The following is a 16,636-nucleotide window of genomic DNA, read 5'->3' as shown; positions in this document are numbered from 1 at the left end:
ATGACGGTGAGTTTGAACGTTACGTTTTTGTATGTTTACCACGTTATTATTTTGGTGAGTGGACGACCGCGTACTATTACTAGGAGAAAAAGGATTATGGAAAATCAAGGCAACCAAACTCGTCGCAATGACAAAGTATGGCTCAAAACTTACGAAAAGCTTGGTATTCAGTACGATATTGATATGCCACCTGCCAATACCTCTTTAATCGATATTTTGGAGACAAACTTTGTTAGCTATGCTGGCAAAACCGCTTTTGTATGCATGGATGTCGAGCTTTCTTATGAAGAATTGGATCGCTATAGCAAGCAAGTGGTCGCCTACTTACAATCGCTTGGACTAAAAAAAGGCGATAAAGTGGCCGTGATGATGCCCAATATTTTACAGCTGCCTGTTGCTGTGCTGGGCGTACTACGTGCTGGGTTGACCTTGGTTAATGTAAACCCGCTTTATACCTCAAAAGAGCTGGCGCACCAGTTAGAAGACTCTGAGGCCAAAGTGCTGATCCTGTTGGAAAACTTTGCCAAAACTTATGAAGACATTGGCAAGGACTTGGTCGATCAGGTGGTGATTGCGTCAATGGGCGATCTGATGAGCCCATTAAAAGGCTTTATCGTCAACGCCGTGGTTCGTCATGTCAAAAAAATGGTACCTGATTATGATATCAAAGGCAGTGTTAACTTCAAAAAAGCACTGAACCGCTTTTCAGCCAAAAAATACAAGCGTCCCACCAATATCAGTCTTGATGATGTGGCCGTCCTTCAGTATACGGGCGGGACCACAGGCGTGGCTAAAGGGGCTATGCTAACCCACGGCAACTTGGTCGCTAACCTTATCCAATGTAATAGCTTATTGGGCGACGCGTTCGATGATTTTGAAAAGAAAAATGAGCAACCAGTCATCATGACTGCGCTACCGCTGTATCATATTTTCTCGTTTACCGTATGCGGTATGTTCGGACTTTATCGCGGATGTATTGGACTGTTGGTGCCCAACCCACGCGATCTTGATAGCCTCATCAAAGCCTACAAAGGGCATCCACCTGCATTTTTCCCGGCAGTCAACACCTTGTTCAACGCATTAGCCAACAATGCAGAGTTCAAATCGCTGGATCACAGTAAGCTGGTGTCTTCAATGGGCGGCGGTATGGCGGTACTGAGAGCAACGGCTGAGCAATGGCAACAAGTGACAGGCAACGTTATCTCACAAGGGTACGGTCTGTCTGAAACGGCACCTGTCGCCACTGCGACGCCAATGGGTAGCGACGTTTTTGACGGTACGATTGGTCTGCCAGTGCCGGGCACTGATGTTGCCATCTTAGATGAAGCGGGCAATGAAGTAGAGCTGGGTGAGCGCGGTGAGATTGGTGTTCGCGGCCCGCAGGTCATGAAAGGCTACTGGAAGCGTGACGACGCCACGGCTGAAGTCATGACGCCTGACGGTTATTTCCGTACGGGCGACATCGGTGTGATGGATGAAGAGGGTTACTTTAGAATTGTCGATCGTAAAAAAGACATGATCTTGGTGTCGGGCTTTAACGTTTATCCAAACGAAGTCGAAGATGCCATGTCAGTGCATCCAAAAATCTTGGAATGCGGTGTTATTGGGATTGAGGACGAGAAGAGCGGCGAAGTACCAAAAATTTATGTGGTACGTAGTGACAAAAGCTTGACGGCTGAAGAGGTCATCGCCTATGGTAAAGAAAATCTAACGGGTTATAAGCGTCCGCGTCATGTTGAATTCATTGATGAGCTACCAAAATCTAACGTTGGTAAAATTTTACGTAAAGATCTACGAGCGCTTGAAGAAAAGCAACACGGTTAATAGGCTAATGAATAACTGCAAGCGACAACGTTTATAAGCGACAACGTTTATAAGCTATAGCGGCTATAAAGATAGCGGTTATAAATGATAAAAGCGAAAAATGATAAGGTTGCTAATAGGCGACCTTGTCATTTTTTGTCTTCTATGTTTTTGCAGATGGGCAACGACATGAGTATAGATAGAGAATTTGGAGCAAAACTGATATAGTGCTCATCCACCTATTTTTGTATTTTTTTACAAAAGGGCTTCAGTTTTGCTCCATGTGTTTGATAACACCATAACGGTGAGAGTAATCGTAAACTTGATTCTAGTGGACGATTATGCCACTTATTAGAGACTTAGCATTGTGCTTTTACAAGCGTTTGCTGTCACTGATCACGCTTAAAAATGGTTTTTTTCATATATTATTTTACGTTTTTCACAGTAACGTTTAGGGAAGATTATGACCGACGATATCAATCAAGAGACAGCAAACGATAAAGCCGTCACTGACAACAAAGATAACGCATCTGACAATACGAATAAAGAGGCAGCGAATGGCAAAAAGATCTATCAAGACAATGCCTTTCCGACTATGCCAACAATAGCGAGTGATCGCCCTTGGTTGGGTGCTTATGAGCGCTATGGTATTGATGCCACTATCGATATGCCAGATGACAATACCTCTTTACTTGATGTGTTTGAGCGTAATTTTAGTCGTTACGGACAAAAAACTGCCTATATCTGTATGGGTGCTGAGATTAGCTATAAGCAATTGGATTTATACAGCCGTCAAATTGCCAGCTACTTACAGTCATTAGGACTGAATAAGGGCGACAAAGTTGGGGTAATGATGCCCAACCTTCTACAATATCCGGTGGTGGCATTGGGTGTCATCCGTGCAGGCATGGTACTGGTCAATGTCAATCCTTTGTACACCAGTCGCGAGTTATCTCACCAGCTACACGACAGTGGTACAAAAGCCTTATTCATTGTCGAAAACTTTGCCAAAACCTATCAAGAAGCAGAAGACAAAGGGCAAGTGAAGCATGTTGTTGTCTGTAAGATTGGCGATATGTTAGGAACGCTCAAAGGGACAGTCGTCAACCTTGTCGCGCGCCATATCAAAAAAATGATACCGTCTTATAACTTGCCAGACAGTGTGAGCTTCAAGCATGCGTTGAATGCGGTGTCAGCCAGCCATTATAAGCGTCCTGATCTGAACCTAAGCGATGTGGCGTTGTTGCAGTACACGGGCGGTACGACTGGGGTTGCAAAAGGCGCAATGTTGTCGCACGGCAACTTGGTCGCCAACATGCTGCAAATCAGCGCCCTTATGAACAGTGCGTTTGAAGATGATGTAGACGCAAGCGATGTTATTTTGACCGCATTGCCGCTGTATCATGTCTTCTCATTTATGGTGTGCGGTATGTATGGCATGTATCAAGGTTATGCAGGTTTGTTGATTCCAAACCCACGCGATCTTGATGGACTGATCAAAGAAATGGGCAAATATAAGCCATCCTTTATTCCTGCGGTCAACACCTTGTTCAATGGTTTGGTGCACAAAGACGCTTTTGCAGACTTAGACTTCTCGAACTTAAAAGCGTCTATCGGCGGCGGTATGTCAGTCTTACCAAGCGTGGCCAAAGAGTGGCACAAAATCACAGGGCTGCCAATTGTTGAAGGCTATGGTTTGTCCGAGACGTCACCCGTGGCTGCCTTTAATCCCATGACCATCGCTGAATTTACCAATAAGATTGGTATTCCTGCTTCTAGTACAGATGTCATCTTGATCGACGATGACGGCAACGAAGTCGCTATGGGCGATCGCGGCGAGATTTGCGTAAAAGGCCCACAGGTCATGATTGGTTACCAAAATCGTCCAGAAGAAACGGCCGAGTCCTTTACTGACAATGGTTATCTCAAAACTGGCGACATCGGTATCATGGACGAAAAAGGCTTTATCAAAATTGTGGATCGTAAAAAAGACATGATTTTGGTCTCAGGCTTCAATGTTTATCCGAATGAGATCGAAGAGGCCATGAGTGAGCATCCAGCAGTGACGGAGTGCGGCGCGATTGGCGTACCTAGTGAGGAGCGCGGCGAAGAGCCAAAATTGTTTGTGGTCAAAAAAGGCGAAGTCACAGAAAAAGAACTGTTAGATTTTGGCAAAAAACAGTTAACTGGCTACAAGCGCCCACGCCACATACAGTTTGTGGATGAATTACCAAAGTCGAACGTTGGTAAGATCCTACGTAAAGAATTGCGTAAGATGGAAGGCTTAGAATAAATTAAAATAAAGACGTCGGAATAATTGTTGAGCCGTTTTTATTATTGATTCAGCTTTTTACGGGCATTATCTGAGTGACATGGCAGCGTAATAGCTTGAGACAATCTTGCTATTGCGCTGCTGTCACGTTAGGATAGCCAAATATTTAAGTCTGCCAAGACGTCCAATCGTTCTCTATTTTAGTGTGCACATACGTTGCTATCTGGCAATTGGATCATCAAATGGCGACCAAACTCTCACTTTTGTGAGACTGCTTTTAAAACATTGTACTAGGGATTTTTATGCGTAATGACAACCGTGATCTTGACCAACTTCGCTCGATCAGCTTTGAGCGCCATTATACCAAGCACGCCGAAGGCTCTGTATTGGTCAGCTTTGGTGATACCAAAGTCCTGTGTACGGCAAGTGTGGAGTCAGGGGTTCCTCGCTGGCTAAAAGGTAAAGGCAAAGGTTGGATTACCGCTGAATACGGTATGCTGCCACGCGCGACCAATACTCGCAATCAACGTGAAGCGGCACGCGGCAAACAATCGGGTCGTACGCAAGAAATCCAGCGTCTCATTGGGCGTAGCTTACGTGCCATGATTGACTTAAATAAGCTGGGTGAAAACACCATTTATCTGGATTGTGACGTCCTGCAAGCAGATGGTGGTACTCGTACCGCTAGTGTAACAGGGGCGGCAATTGCCCTGATCGATGCCTTAGAAAGCATTCAAAAAAGCAAAAAACTCAAAGCCGATCCATTGATTGGTTTGGTAGCGGCGGTCTCTGTCGGTATGAAAGATGGCGAAGCGTACTTAGATTTGAACTATGAAGAAGACGCCAGCTGTGATACTGATTTGAACGTGGTTATGACGCAAAAAGGCGAGTTCATTGAGATACAAGGAACCGCGGAAGAAAAGCCGTTCACGCGTGCGCAAGCTGATGACATGCTTGCCATGGCAGAAAAAGGCATCGCCGAATTGATCAAAATGCAGCAGACCGCTTTAGGCTGGTAGTCGACTACTGAGGCCGCATTAGAACGACAACGCGCTCTCGATTTTTTAAGAATGCTTATCCATGTATAAACGCTCTTAACCACTAGATATCTGGTAATAGGTAATCACTCATGCTCAAGCTGACCGATGATGGCGCCAAGATCACCTTACAAGGTCAGCCGCCAGCGTCTGACAACGGCCTGTTTTGGTTTGGCTTTGCTCTGCTAGTAGGGGCAGTCGCAGTTGCTTTGGCGATGAGCCTACTATCTGAACGTTTGGCAATCGGGGCGCTTGCCTTGCTCATCGTTGGCAGTTTTATTTTTAATCGCCAACGCCAACAGCGTAAAAAAGCCATGACAGGGGTGATCACTAGCGGTGTGTTGTGGCTGCGAGCGGGCGAGCTGGTGCATGATAACTTGGGTAAGCGTGAACACATTCATTTGACTGATGGCGATACAATCAGCCTTGTGGGTGAGCAATTACAGATTGTCGATGGTGACGGGCAACAAAAATACCATATCAGCGGCTTTGAGAGTATCCAAGAAGCAACGGCTGCTAAAGCCATTTTGCAAGGTCAAGCGTTGAGTAAGCGTCACGTCAATATTAAGATGAATGATGATGAGGGTAGACCTTAGCATTGAAAATTAGCATATTGTTTAAACACCATAATACGTAATGACGTAATGGCTTAAACCGTAACGTATATCTGAAATACTGAGTGAGTGTACTTTATGTTGTGGCTTTAATTTATTAAGGTAGCTTCTCTATAAGAATAAATTCTTTCGTTTTTTTGTTGAAAATGAATTTTTGCTTATCGCTTACAAAATGTAATTCATCCTTATAGCCGTAATCAAACGGCTCGTCTTCAAAGTCTATAGGAATGATTATTTCTCCTTTAGCATCAATTAATCCCCATTTTCCTTCTGACTGAACGACAATACTGTCATTATTCAATGTGATGATTTTAGAGAACAGTTTATTGGGATGAAGACGCTTGCCCTGTGCGTTGTATAGTTGCCAATCTCCTGGTTTAGAAAATCCTACCATCGTAGTTGTCATGCTATCTGTCGTTGCGCTATCAAATAGACTAAACTCTTTTATGTCATGGTATTGGATAGGGACTATTACCTTATTCGTCGCACTTATCATACCCCATACGTTTGATTTTGCCGCAAAGTAGCTTTGCGTCCCAATTTGCATCAGTCTATTGTACATGGGGGGTATAAGCACGTTGCCTTTCAAATCTATAATGCCAGTCTTGCCGTTTTTACTGACCTTATAGCGATTAGGACTGTTATAGGTAATCGTATCAAAGGGTAGCGGTAAAACCTTGTTGCCTTGTTGATTAATAAACCATTTTTTATTATCAGTTTCGACCACCGCAATACCGTCATGAAATGCTTGCGTACGGTTATAAATGTTTTTGATAACCAGTGTCCCAGTAGTATTTATATAACCCCATTTGCCGTCTTTTTGAACTGCTGATAGGTCATCACTGAACGGAGATATATCTTCATATACGATAGGAGTAATGAGTTTTTGTTCTTTATTAGCCAAACCTTGTAAACCATCACGTACCACTAAAAATAGCCCATTTAGTGAAACGCCTTCATAATCGTAGTCATCAGATAAATATATCTTCCCAGACGAATCAATAATTCCTTGACTATTGCCTTTCGCGATAGAGCCGTAGCCATTTGTATAGCAGCAAATTAACATATCATATTCAGGAGGTATCAGTATGCTGCCTTGTCGATCGATAAGTCCGTACTTGTCCTTTTTTCTAACCACTCGGACACCTGATTCATCATCTGGATATTCCAGTTTATCGTATTCTACGTCTAAGATGATCTCGCTGGCGGCATTAATGAGGCCGTATTTTTTGTTTTTTTCGACCACTCTCAAACCTTGTTCATCGGCGGTACTGATATTATCGTATTCAACTGGGACAATAAGTTGACCTGCGGTATCAGCAAGGCCGTAAACATTGTCATTTTCTAACTCATATTTGTTATCGTCAAAAACATCGACGCTATCGTAGTTGGCTGATGAGACAATCTTACCTTCGTTATTAATAAAGCCATATTTGCCATCTCGTTTAAATTTCTCAACGCCGACCTCATTGGGGTAGAACCTAGGGAGTTGGTCAAATTCAAAGGGATGTAAAACATGACCCTTTACGTCCATTAAACCCCATTTACCTTGCTTCTTTGCCTTTAGTATCATAGGCTTGTAAGAGAAAGCCTTGATACTTTGATACTCAACTGGGGTTAAAGGCGTTCCTGATAGGCTGATTAGCCCATAGTCGTTACCGATAGCAACTTTTCCATAATTTGTCTCTCTACAACAAAATAATTGGTCATACTTTGCAGGTAAAACAATATTACCCTCTTCGTCGATCAACCCTCTTTTTTGCTGTTTTGAAATTATTACCCGATTGCGGTTATCGTCATTGTCTAGACTGCCGACCCAATCATACTCTACTGGTAGGACAATGTTTCCACGAGGATCAGCCACGCCATACTTTCCGTCTTGATTTAGGCGAAAGTAGTGATTGTCATAGAGCGTAATGCCATCATAAACGGTCGGTAAAATCTGTTTCCCTTGTTTGTTGATGATGCCTTTTTTACTGCCAAGAGCTACTCCGAATAGCGTGTCATTAATATCGACAACGTTGTCGAACGCATATTCTGTTAATAGCGCACCTTTTTCGTTGACCAAAGCCCATAAGGTGTTATCAAGCGTTGCCACCGTTAATTTATCTTCACGTAAACAGCCGACATAAGCAGCATCCGTCACTGACGGTTTAACGCATTCTTCATTGGCATGAACCATAGAAGTAGTCATAAAAAGACAAACAATAATCAGTTTTTTAATCGTTAACACGCTATTTCCTAAGTTTTTTATTGTTTAGACGCATAATAACTCAACTAAATTTAAATAGTAAGGCGGCCTTAAGGTTTTCTTATAGTGCATTTGGCTTTGAGAATGTATTCACAAAGCTTGCAGGTGCCTAGCGAAATAGTTTATAAGTAAGCTTGCAACGTTTGGTTGTCATTTATGCCATCACTTATATTTTATTGGCAAGGAGTTAGCCTATGTCGTGTTCGCCTCTATCGTTGGTTTCAGCGTCGTGTAGTTTGTTTTTGTTAACTTTTGGCGTGGTCGGTCAGGCTCAAGCAGACAGTATGAGCGCACTCATTGCCCAAAAATCCGTCCAGTCTGATTATGCTTCACCTTCATACTCTTCAGTACCTTCCGCCAAAGTAAGCACTCGCTCCACCATTCAACGTGCTGGTACTTACCGTGCTAATGCTGTCAATACGCAGCCAACCATCACCACTTACTCAGCTACCAGTACTATCAAGCCGAGCACTTATCCCACGCAGCCAGCACCAACGTATCGCTATTCAGCACAGCAGCAAACGCCTGCATTACTGCCCTCACTGTTGTCTGGTAATTATGACAATGTCGATAGCCAGTATTTACCACTACTCAGCACTGCTGAGACGCAAAGTAGTTTGGCGGCACGTGAAGTGGTCAGTACGGCACGTAAGATGGCTCTAGAAGAACGTGCCATTATTAAAGGCGGCTGCTGGGACTATCTTAATGCCGTATTCAATCGAGCAGGGGTGACTCGAGATACCATTCATAAAGGCACTTATGGTCAAGGGCCTTATGCTCGTAGCGATGAGATTGAAGTCGGTGATTGGCTCTACTACATCAATCACGGCTATAACCGCGTTGAGCACAGTGGGCTGTTTGTAGGCTGGGTCGATGAGAATGCCAAACAAGCCTTGATACTCAGCTATGCAGGCGAAAACAGACGTGAACCGGCGCGTTATCGGGTTTATGATTTGAGCAATGTCTATCAAATCATGCGGCCAAGCGTTTAAGGATATTATCGGTTTTTATGATAAGCGTGGTTGTATCAAGCTTATTAGGGAAGCTAGTGATAGTGAATAAATAAAAAAGCGTCCGTTACTCATATAAGTGACGGACGCTTTTTTATAAGTGGTTAGATGATTTATTAAAAAGGTTTTACCACCACCAAAATAACAATAATCACCAAAGCAAAAACAGGGACTTCATTGAACCAACGCCAAAACTTATGCGTTTTATAATGTGGATTGTCCATCAGTTTTTTACGATAAAAACCGCAGGCACCATGATAGCCAGACAGTAGCACCACTAGTAATAGTTTGACGTGTAACCAGCCTTGGGTTTTATAAACATCCCAGCCAAGTAGCACCATCCATAAACCAAATACCCAAGTTGCGATCATCGCTGGTGTCATGATACCGCGGTATAACTTACGCTCCATAATGATAAAGCGGTCATGACTGATCTTATCATCGCTCATCGCATGATAGACAAACAGGCGCGGCAAATAGAAGATGGCAGCAAACCAGCAGACCATCGAAATAATGTGCGCCGCTTTAATCCAATTAAAATAATCTGGCATGATAGGGTCTCTTATGTATCATCACTTATGTGAGCGAGCAAGCTTAACGTAGATTTTTCAATAATGGTAGCTTTGAACCAAAACTACTCCGCCAAGACGACTTGTGATTGATGACCACTCATCGCATCCATAACAGGCACTTGCTTGGGCGCTCTTGGTGCGGCAAATTGCTTGGTGAGACCAAGCTCACGCATGAGTCTGTCGTCTCCTGATTGACTGGCATTGCCCGTAGTCAATAACTTGTCGCCATAAAAGAACGAGTTGGCACCTGCCATAAAGGCCAAGGCTTGCTCAGAATCCGACAAGCTTTCGCGTCCAGCTGAGAGTCGTACATAGCTGGTCGGGCAGCAAATACGCGCCACCGCAATGGTGCGTATCCACTCAAGCACGGACAATTGGCCTTCTGCAAGCACTCGATCACCAATGGGAGTTCCTGCAATAGGCACCAATAAATTAACAGGAATCGACTCGGGCGCTTTTGGCATCTTGAGCAGCTCATGCACCCAGTCAATGCGATCATCACGGCTCTCGCCCATGCCCACGATATTGCCACTACAGACATTGATGCCTGAATTGCGCACATTAGCGAGCGTATCCAAACGCTCATCATAGCTGCGGGTACTGACCACTTGCTCATAATAACGCCGTGAGGTATCGAGATTGTGATTGTAGTAATCCAAACCTGCATCGGCCAGTTGTGTGGCTTGATCCGTATCGAGCATACCAAGAGTCATGCAAGTCTCCAACCCTAGCGCTTTGACTTCTTTGACCAGCTCGACCACATAAGGCATGTCTTTGGCGCTGGGATGTTTCCAAGCAGCGCCCATACAAAATCGTGATGAACCCGTGGCTTTGGCGCGTTTGGCAGCGGCAATGACTTTGTCAATCTCTAGGCGTTTTTCTGCTTGTAATTTGGTGGTATCGCGATGATGACCCGACTGTGAGCAATAGCCACAATCTTCAGGACAGTTGCCCGTCTTGATCGATAGCAAAGTGCTGATCTGTACTTCATTGGCGGGGAAATTTTCTCGATGAATGGTTTGTGCTTTTAACAACAAATCCATCAAAGGCAAATCGAACAGCTCTGCAATGTCTGCACGCGTATATTGATGAGCGACGTTTTTATTCGTTTTGGTCGCGTCTGCGGCTAGGTCTGCCGAAAAATCAGGGTTGGTATTCAGTTGCTTGTCGAAGGTGTCGGTGGGGTGATTGGCACTCGGTTCTGAGATGCTAAGTAATCCTGCCATGGTCTAAATCCTTTTGTCATACTGTTAGAGCGTATCAGATAGATTCAAATACTATTATCTCTCATCATTTTTGAGACAATAAAAAAGGTTGCGATACAGTATAACGCAACCTTTTTAGAAAAACAGAGTACGGCTGGATAAGATTTATTATCCATACAATAACGCACACAAGTCGCCATTATTCGTTAGCAAATACGATTATTGCGCTTGGGTGAGTGAGTTTTATTACTTACCCAGTTTATGCTTGGCAACGCCTATCCAATGAGTTGCTAGCTGCTGCGCTTTATAAGCATAAGGTTTGGCTTTTTGGATGTAAGGTTTGTATTCTTCTGGAATGGCTGGCACGATATGTTTGGCAAGCTTATTGAACCACATCATTAGGCTATAATCGCCTTCAATGCTTAGATTGCCTTCTTGAACCGCCGTCATAAAGGCTGGCAGATCCCCTTTAGTCAAGAGCTTAACGCCTGTCATAGAATCTTTAAAGTTGATGGTTAGATCCGCTTTTTCGGCATGACCGCCGTGCTGGCTAAATTCACCGTTATCAAATTTAAAATAACGCGCCACTTCAGATTCCTTACTGGCAATCTCAATCGTGACTTGACGATCAGCGAACAGTGCTTTGACGTCTTCATTGTCGCTATCGGCCAGCATGGACAAGCGATAACCAATCACTGCCAATAACACATCTAATGGATCAGACTTAATATCTAGTACAGGAACGGTAAACATAATTGAACTCCTAAAGAAAATGGGACGCAAATATTGCGTACTTTATAACAGTTTCATTGACAAATACATAGCTGGATTATAAATGATGAATATATGTCAATTCTTTAGGAGTTACGTAGAGAGCGTTAAGTATCTTGTAACATCAAATGACGGCAATTGAGTTATTGAGTCATTGGCTTAATGGAAACGGGGTTGATAATCGTCGTCATAGACAGGCGTGTGCTCTTTGTAACGTGCCGCTTCTAAAGCGCGTTGCTCTTGTAGCGTACGGCTCACGTCTTCGTAGCGTATTGCTCGGTACAAGACCCAGCCCACCAACGGTAACCAGCTAATACCCATGGCAATGACATAGCTGTGCCACTCCGACAGCTCAGCCAACATCGGACGCGTGTATAGCACACTTTGGATGGTTTCGACCACTAGCCAATACGCCATACCGCCGAATAGATACCACAATAGCCAGCGCTGTGACGATAAACCAAGGGCTATAATCAAGCCTATGAGTCCGCCATAACCAAGTAATGCCGTACCACTCCATGTGGCAAGGCCAATAAAAGAAAAGACAGTCAGTAACATCATTCATCTCGCTATTCATAAGGTGAATTCCAATAGAGCCATTATGAAAGTTTGCTGGACAAAGCTAAAGAGGGTAAAGGCGACTTTGCGACAACCGTTGACGTTTGGTTTTTTAGCGCATTTTGAGGGTTTTTTTGCCAGATATGAAACCAACCACCTATCACTAAGGCAGTTGGTTTTGTATTTAAAAAGGAAAGTTCACGGAGGGTTTGAGTACGTGATTGATTAAAGGTTTGATGAGTTATTTTATACGCGATTGCTACGATTGCCCCACCAAGACAATAAAGACACCAAAACCGCCCCAAGTAGCATAAGCCCTAGTGTGGTGAACCAATGAGCGCCAGTAGGATATTGCCATGGCATGACATTGGTTATTGCATCGCTATTGAGCGTGCCTAACGCATCGACTTTCCACGGCCATACTTTTACTAAAGAGCCTGCGATAAAGCCTGTAAGCAGTGCCAACGTTGCTTGATAGTAGCGAGACAACAACCATTTAAGCGCACGCGTGAATAATAACAATCCCGTTACCATACCTGCCATGACTGTGAAGATAATGGCAAAGTTAAGGGTATGTACCGCCTCTAACACGGTGTCATAAGCGCCTAATAGCAGTAGGATAAAAGATCCTGAAACACCGGGCAGTATCATGGCGCAAATGGCAATTGCGCCTGCCATAAACAAATAAGGCAAGCTTGGTGTTGTCGCGAGTATGGGCAAGCTACTAATCACCACGGCGGCGACCAATCCCAATGCAAACAAGGCAATTCGCCCTACATTCCAGTGTTTAATCTCACTTAATAGGATAAGGACGGTGGCAATAATCAGGCCAAAAAAGAATGACCAAATATAGAGTGGTTGATTGTCTAGTAGGTATTTAATAATACCCGCTAATGTGGCAAAGCTTGTGGCAATACCCAGTAATAAAAACAACAAAAAGGTCGCATCAACCTCTTTCCATACCGCAAGCAATCCTTTGAAACCGCCTTTTTGCCGAAATATCTGCCAAAGGTTGGGGCCGATGCTACTAAGCGCGTTGATTAAGCGCTCATAGATTCCTGCAATCAAGGCAATGGTACCACCAGACACTCCGGGCACGATGTCCGCTGCACCCATCGCCATACCTTTAATATAAACGCCTAATAGTTGCTTTGGACTATTGGTGTTCTCTGGATGCCTATTATTATCCATTGGCTGTGGCGCTGATGGCTCGTTTGGCTGCGGTGATTGTGATGCCGTCATGGACAATCCTTTATTGTTTAACAATAAACGTGGTGAGTTAATGGTGTTGTTTGCTTGTTTGCTTGTTTGCTTGTTAGTTAGGGCGTGTGTCATACCATATAAAAGCCAGATCAATGATACAACCATTAATCTGGCTTAGGGTAGAGACTTATGCGTTTGCGATCTATTTAGTCAGGGCAAACGCCGGATAACCAAGGGCATAAAGCGTACCTTCAAGCCCCGTCACATTGACAGCGGCATCGGCGCGCGCCTGCACAATGGGTTTGGCATGATAGGCAATACCCAAATCTGCAATACCCATCATCGGTAAGTCATTGGCACCATCACCAATGCAGACGACCTGCGACATCTCAATACCCAGACGCTCAGCGGTATGCTGGACGATAGCAGCTTTTTTGGCGCCATTCACGATAGGTAGCTGCACCTGTCCAGTCACTTCACCTTCTTCAATGTCTAAGGCATTGGCATGAACTTCATCCATGCCCAGTTGCTCAGCGATATAGCGCGCAAAATAGGTAAAGCCGCCTGACACCAGCACCGTATGATAGCCCAGTGCTTTTAGCGCACTGATTGTGGTGCGAGCGCCCATCGATAGCGTTAAGCGCTCACATATCTCATCGAGTACATCGGTTGAGATACCCGCTAGCAATGCCACACGCTGGGCAAAAGATTCATCAAAATCAATCTCACCACGCATGGCCGCTTCAGTGATGGCCTCAACCTTTTCTCCGATACCCGCAGTTTTGGCAAGCTCAACAATGACTTCTTGCTCAATCAGGGTTGAGTCCATATCAAAGCAAGCAAGCTTATGGGTACGCAGCATGTGACCGATAGAGAGAATGTGGCAATCGACAACTTCGTCATTATTTGCCTGAGTCTCGCTCTTATACGCTTCGGCTAAGTCATGACGCAAACGTGTCGTCAGCTGATCATCAATGATGTGAGCGGCTGCGGTTTTTTTCGCTGGGTGCATAAGCGTATCGGTTACGGGTACCAATAGATAGCGGAAGACTTGTGATTGGGTAAAGGGCAGACGCTGCGCGTTTTCTGCCGTCGGCTCGGTATCAGAGACGACAAGATCGACAAAACTGGCATCCGCATCTTCTGCGACGGTGACCAAATGCCAGTTTGGCTGCTCATCGACCCACGACTGCACATACTCATGAATATCAAGCGTTGATACTTTATTAGGTAGCACGACAATTAGGGCAAAAACAGGGAGTGATTGTAGCGCATCAAAATCTTGCAAATTGGTATCGTTTGGTAATAGTGACGCAATAGAATCGACGGCTTGTTGCCATGCTTTGCTGTCTTTTGGTAACGAATAAGATGTATTGTTTGGCATGGCTCAATTGTCCCTTGTATGCTCATATAAGATTAGGAATAATACCAGTTTTACTGGGCAGCGCCTATAGATGACCTACAAAGTGTCATGACCGCTTAAAAACAACGACCGTCACTCAAAAAGCCATTAAAACTGAATACTCGTATTGTGATAAATTTCTAAAACGGCGAACGCTATAAGGTTTATTATGGTGATATAGTAGCTGGGATACGCAGATTATGTTGATGAGACTTTGAGCAGTCAAAGCGCGTACCCGCTGTTTTGAGTCAGAATATATTTTAAATAAAAATACTTTGAACCACGTTGCGTAATCTAAGTGTTACGTGATTTCAGTAACGGTCTATAGGGTATAGGCAGTACCGTTTTTTTAAATTAGCCAAAAAATGAGCGATAGCCTTGTTTTTTAATTTCTCTTATCCGAAAAAGTTTACCATATCATGACCTATTTAGCGCCGCGGCAAGGGTTGTTTGCCATTATTCTTCTGGTTAGTTTTTGTTTGCAGACCCTGTTATTGGTCATCAGTACCGATCAACAGCTGAGCAAAAGTCGTGCGTTAAAAGGCGAGCAGATGGTCGCCCAGCTGATTGATGAGGCAAGGCTGTCTTTAGAAAATAAAGACCGTGTCAGCCTCAGTGTCATTGCCAATCGCTATACCAGCGAGCAAGACGTGACACGCATACTGATTAAAGACAACAATGACGATATCTTGGTACCAGTTGGCAACGCGCCGATGCAACAAGGCGATACCATTCGCCAGATTGCGACCAAAGACGATGCGGTTATTGGTAGTGTTGCCCTGACCTTAAAAGATGTCAGCAAAGGCGAGATTATCGCTATGCAGTGGCCATTTGTCATCGGTACTATGCTATTGCATTTACTACTTTGGCTCATTTATGGTTACTTGGCGCGCCCAACCAAAGAGCAAATCAATGCGCTTAGCCGTGAGATTCAAAACTTGCATCGTGAACAATATATGCAAATCGATCCACGAAACTATGATCGTGATTTTGAGCGCCGCTCAGCGGATAGAGAGCCAGCCGCATCTTTAGATAAGGGTACAAGCGAGGGCGACACACCCAACGTACGCAAGCTTGATGTGCATAGCGAAGTCAATCAATACTTAAGAAAGCAGCAAAATCAGAGCGCGGCAGGTGAGGTGACTGGTTCTGGCGCAAGCGCAGTTGATATGAACGACGAAGCGCGGACAGCGGGTCAAACAGCCGATAGTACGCAAGACGATAGCAGTAGTGTCAGTGGTACGCCTTCTAAAGCTGGTAATGCCTCGCGCCTGTCAGCCACACGATCGTTCGACAGTGTGCGCGTACAAATTGTCTTTCATGATGAATTCAATATGCTTGAGCGTCTGGCACCTGCCCAGCGTCTGCCTTATATGGCACTTTGTACCCAACTATTGAACCAAGCCGTGACCGAACTATTAAAGCAGCCTTTATTGCTGGGTGTAAGCCTAATGAATGAGCCACGCTTTGAAGACAGTGGCGCGAGTGTGTTGTTAAAGGCGGATAACAGCCATGCAAAAGTGGCGCTTTCAGGCGTGATGCTTGGCAAGCTTTATTTAATGTTGAACAAAATTATCCATGATAAACATATCGAGCTGTCACGCTTTGCATTACCTGCCAAAGCGGGTGTCAGTGACGACGCTCAATCAGAAGCAATGACGCAGCTATTACACAGTATCGGTAAAAAAGAGCAAATGCTCATCTTATTACCCAATGCGGGCATCAAACAAATCAGTCATCATGTCCAAGTCCATAGCGTCATGCGTCCAACGACTGTCTATGAACGTGAATGTGCCATATTCGATGGGGGTAACGACGCCATGATACAACGCTTAGCAGATGTTCGTAACGCGGTATTGATGATTGAGCATGATAACGAATCATAAAATTAACAGCCAGTATCTTGATTATTTAATATACAATTGTCGGCTATATTAT

13 protein-coding genes are annotated in these 16,636 nt (G+C 44.3%); 6 read left to right on the top strand and 7 right to left on the bottom strand.

Translation table 11 applies throughout. The features are described from left to right. Nucleotides 1-96 precede the first annotated feature (96 nt). The 4 genes from AAJP47_RS03560 to AAJP47_RS03545 all read left to right on the top strand — a co-directional run bounded on the left by AAJP47_RS03560 (nucleotide 97) and on the right by AAJP47_RS03545 (nucleotide 5,708). A complete protein-coding gene (locus AAJP47_RS03560) occupies nucleotides 97-1,824 on the top strand; it encodes an AMP-binding protein (protein WP_346716513.1) in 1,728 nt (575 codons plus the stop codon). Nucleotides 1,825-2,398: 574 nt separating this feature from the next. Continuing rightward, nucleotides 2,399-4,096, top strand: coding sequence for an AMP-binding protein (locus AAJP47_RS03555; protein ID WP_497198679.1), 1,698 nt, complete (start codon nucleotides 2,399-2,401; stop codon nucleotides 4,094-4,096). A 281-nt stretch (nucleotides 4,097-4,377) separates the two neighbouring features. Continuing rightward, nucleotides 4,378-5,094: a ribonuclease PH gene (gene rph / locus AAJP47_RS03550; protein ID WP_346716511.1), complete on the top strand. Its 717-nt coding sequence runs from the start codon at nucleotides 4,378-4,380 to the stop codon at nucleotides 5,092-5,094. A gap of 110 nt (nucleotides 5,095-5,204) precedes the next feature. Continuing rightward, a complete protein-coding gene (locus AAJP47_RS03545) occupies nucleotides 5,205-5,708 on the top strand; it encodes a hypothetical protein (RefSeq protein WP_346716510.1) in 504 nt (167 codons plus the stop codon). Nucleotides 5,709-5,823: 115 nt separating this feature from the next. Here the strand turns inward: AAJP47_RS03545 and AAJP47_RS03540 are convergent, their stop codons facing one another. Next, nucleotides 5,824-7,959 carry a WG repeat-containing protein gene (locus tag AAJP47_RS03540; RefSeq protein WP_346716509.1) on the bottom strand — a complete coding sequence of 712 codons (2,136 nt, stop codon included), beginning with the start codon at nucleotides 7,957-7,959 and terminating at the stop codon, nucleotides 5,824-5,826. 212 nt (nucleotides 7,960-8,171) lie between these two features. Here AAJP47_RS03540 and AAJP47_RS03535 point away from each other — a divergent pair, with 212 nt between their 5' ends. Beyond that, nucleotides 8,172-8,969, top strand: a complete 798-nt coding sequence (locus AAJP47_RS03535; protein WP_346716508.1) for a hypothetical protein — start codon at nucleotides 8,172-8,174, stop codon at nucleotides 8,967-8,969. 134 nt (nucleotides 8,970-9,103) lie between these two features. On the opposite strand, the gene hemJ is transcribed toward AAJP47_RS03535, so the two are convergent. The 6 genes from hemJ to serB all read right to left on the bottom strand — a co-directional run bounded on the left by hemJ (nucleotide 9,104) and on the right by serB (nucleotide 14,680). After that, entirely contained in the window at nucleotides 9,104-9,538 is a 435-nt protein-coding gene (gene hemJ, locus AAJP47_RS03530; protein ID WP_346716507.1) for a protoporphyrinogen oxidase HemJ, read from the bottom strand. 83 nt (nucleotides 9,539-9,621) lie between these two features. After that, nucleotides 9,622-10,785 carry a biotin synthase BioB gene (gene bioB / locus AAJP47_RS03525; RefSeq protein ID WP_346716506.1) on the bottom strand — a complete coding sequence of 388 codons (1,164 nt, stop codon included), beginning with the start codon at nucleotides 10,783-10,785 and terminating at the stop codon, nucleotides 9,622-9,624. 225 nt (nucleotides 10,786-11,010) lie between these two features. Continuing rightward, a complete protein-coding gene (locus tag AAJP47_RS03520) occupies nucleotides 11,011-11,517 on the bottom strand; it encodes an SCP2 sterol-binding domain-containing protein (RefSeq protein ID WP_346716505.1) in 507 nt (168 codons plus the stop codon). A 177-nt stretch (nucleotides 11,518-11,694) separates the two neighbouring features. After that, a complete protein-coding gene (gene aciT, locus AAJP47_RS03515; RefSeq protein ID WP_346716504.1) occupies nucleotides 11,695-12,096 on the bottom strand; it encodes an AciT family ciprofloxacin tolerance protein in 402 nt (133 codons plus the stop codon). A gap of 243 nt (nucleotides 12,097-12,339) precedes the next feature. Further along, nucleotides 12,340-13,335 carry a DUF368 domain-containing protein gene (locus tag AAJP47_RS03510; protein WP_346716503.1) on the bottom strand — a complete coding sequence of 332 codons (996 nt, stop codon included), beginning with the start codon at nucleotides 13,333-13,335 and terminating at the stop codon, nucleotides 12,340-12,342. Between the two features lie 163 nt (nucleotides 13,336-13,498). Then, a complete protein-coding gene (gene serB, locus AAJP47_RS03505) occupies nucleotides 13,499-14,680 on the bottom strand; it encodes a phosphoserine phosphatase SerB (RefSeq protein ID WP_346716502.1) in 1,182 nt (393 codons plus the stop codon). Between the two features lie 437 nt (nucleotides 14,681-15,117). Between serB and AAJP47_RS03500 the strand changes: the two genes are divergently transcribed. Next, nucleotides 15,118-16,584 carry a hypothetical protein gene (locus tag AAJP47_RS03500; RefSeq protein WP_346716501.1) on the top strand — a complete coding sequence of 489 codons (1,467 nt, stop codon included), beginning with the start codon at nucleotides 15,118-15,120 and terminating at the stop codon, nucleotides 16,582-16,584. The last annotated feature ends 52 nt before the right edge of the window (nucleotides 16,585-16,636 follow it).

The sequence above is a fragment of the Psychrobacter halotolerans genome, assembly GCF_039680845.1.
In the GTDB taxonomy this organism is placed as follows: domain Bacteria; phylum Pseudomonadota; class Gammaproteobacteria; order Pseudomonadales; family Moraxellaceae; genus Psychrobacter.
This window is presented reverse-complemented; position numbering and strand designations above follow the sequence as displayed.

What these genes read in the sequence shown, in the direction of transcription:
- AAJP47_RS03545 (WP_346716510.1), top strand. Translation starts at nt 5,205, where the DNA reads ATGCTCAAGCTGACCGATGATGGCGCCAAGATCACCTTACAAGGTCAG.
- serB (WP_346716502.1), bottom strand. Translation starts at nt 14,680, where the DNA reads ATGCCAAACAATACATCTTATTCGTTACCAAAAGACAGCAAAGCATGG.
- AAJP47_RS03520 (WP_346716505.1), bottom strand. Translation starts at nt 11,517, where the DNA reads ATGTTTACCGTTCCTGTACTAGATATTAAGTCTGATCCATTAGATGTG.
- hemJ (WP_346716507.1), bottom strand. Translation starts at nt 9,538, where the DNA reads ATGCCAGATTATTTTAATTGGATTAAAGCGGCGCACATTATTTCGATG.
- AAJP47_RS03535 (WP_346716508.1), top strand. Translation starts at nt 8,172, where the DNA reads ATGTCGTGTTCGCCTCTATCGTTGGTTTCAGCGTCGTGTAGTTTGTTT.
- rph (WP_346716511.1), top strand. Translation starts at nt 4,378, where the DNA reads ATGCGTAATGACAACCGTGATCTTGACCAACTTCGCTCGATCAGCTTT.
- bioB (WP_346716506.1), bottom strand. Translation starts at nt 10,785, where the DNA reads ATGGCAGGATTACTTAGCATCTCAGAACCGAGTGCCAATCACCCCACC.
- AAJP47_RS03510 (WP_346716503.1), bottom strand. Translation starts at nt 13,335, where the DNA reads ATGACGGCATCACAATCACCGCAGCCAAACGAGCCATCAGCGCCACAG.
- aciT (WP_346716504.1), bottom strand. Translation starts at nt 12,096, where the DNA reads ATGATGTTACTGACTGTCTTTTCTTTTATTGGCCTTGCCACATGGAGT.
- AAJP47_RS03560 (WP_346716513.1), top strand. Translation starts at nt 97, where the DNA reads ATGGAAAATCAAGGCAACCAAACTCGTCGCAATGACAAAGTATGGCTC.
- AAJP47_RS03555 (WP_497198679.1), top strand. Translation starts at nt 2,399, where the DNA reads ATGCCAACAATAGCGAGTGATCGCCCTTGGTTGGGTGCTTATGAGCGC.
- AAJP47_RS03500 (WP_346716501.1), top strand. Translation starts at nt 15,118, where the DNA reads ATGACCTATTTAGCGCCGCGGCAAGGGTTGTTTGCCATTATTCTTCTG.